The sequence below is a fragment of the Microcystis sp. M53603_WE2 genome, assembly GCF_030065435.1.
This window is the reverse complement of sequence record NZ_JASJFF010000556.1, coordinates 1-1,343: the sequence shown is the minus strand read 5'-3', so window position 1 is coordinate 1,343 and position 1,343 is coordinate 1. Positions and strand designations below refer to the sequence as shown.

Below are 1,343 nucleotides of genomic sequence, written 5' to 3'. Positions count from 1 at the left end.
CTAGAACCTAAACCAAAGGGACTATCATTAGCTAAAGCGATCGCTTCATCGATATTTTTGACTCGAAATAGTAAAGCCACCGGTCCAAAAAATTCCTCTTTTTCCCCCGGAGAACCGACAGGAATATCGGTTAAAATCGTTGGTAGATAAAAGTTACCTTTTCCCTCTAAACGTTGACCCCCCACAAGGACTTTACCACCCATAGCGACGGTTTTTTCGACTTGATGGGCAATTTCCGAGACGATCGATACCGTGGCCAAAGGACCGATATCAACAGTTTCATCGAGGGGATCACCAACTCTTAAAGCTTGGAATTTGGCCACTAATAACTGTTCAAATTGAGCGGCGACAGTTTCCATAACAATAAACCGTTTAGCGGCGATACAAGTCTGACCATTATTTAACAATCTTGCCGTCACTGCCGTAGCCGCTGCCGCCTCGATATCGGCAGTATCTAAAACGATAAAAGGATCACTACCTCCCAACTCCAAAACCACTTTTTTGATCTGTTTTCCTGCGGCGGCCGCTAAACTCATCCCCGCCGGTTCACTACCGGTTAAAGTGGCGGCTTTTACCCGTTCATCGTTAATTAAATCACTAACGCGATCGGCCCCGATCAAAAGAGTTTGAAAAGCACCTTCGGGAAAACCGGCTTCTAATAAAATTCTTTCCACCGCTAAAGCTGATTGGGGGACATTAGAAGCGTGTTTGAGTAGGCCGACATTTCCCGCCATTAAAGCGGGGGCAGCAAAGCGAAATACTTGCCATAAAGGGAAATTCCAGGGCATAACCGCTAAAATCACCCCTAACGGTTGATAACGGACAAAACTGCGACTAGCATCGGTGGTAATCAGCACATCTTCCAGATAACCGGCGGCATTATCGGCATAAAAACGACAAACCAAGGCACATTTGAGGACTTCTGCGATCGCTGATTTGATTGGTTTCCCCATTTCTAAAGTCATGGTTTTAGCCAATGCTACTTGATCCCGTTCCAAAATATCCGCCGCTTGCCGTAACCACTGTCCCCGTTCACTGATGGCGGTGCGGCGATACTGCTGAAAAGTGGCCTCAGCTAGGGCCAATTTCGCCGCCAATTCCTCCGAGGTTAGAGGGGTAAAAGTCTTGAGAATTTCTCCCGTGGCAGGGTTAACTGAAGCGATACCCATATCCCAATTGTCTCCTATCGAGGGCTATATCTCTAGTTTAGTTCTCCGGTTGTCCCGCTGCTGACATAATTCGATCGCTAATTGGATCGCCGCTTGCATACTCTGGGCCCTAGCGATGCCAAGACCGGCGATATCAAAAGCCGTCCCGTGGTCTGGAGAGGTGCGAACAAAAGG

At 47.7% G+C, this 1,343-nt stretch carries 2 protein-coding genes; both read right to left on the bottom strand.

Annotation, left to right across the window (positions count from 1 at the left end; all coding sequences use genetic code 11):
- The coding region (locus PX481_RS11590; RefSeq protein WP_288094615.1) for an aldehyde dehydrogenase family protein at window positions 1–1,169 on the bottom strand (1,169 nt) is incomplete at its 3' end.
- A 24-nt stretch (window positions 1,170–1,193) separates the two neighbouring features.
- Window positions 1,194–1,343, bottom strand: a 150-nt coding sequence (locus PX481_RS11585; RefSeq protein WP_288094616.1) for a 4-hydroxythreonine-4-phosphate dehydrogenase PdxA, incomplete at its 5' end; no start/stop codon positions are given.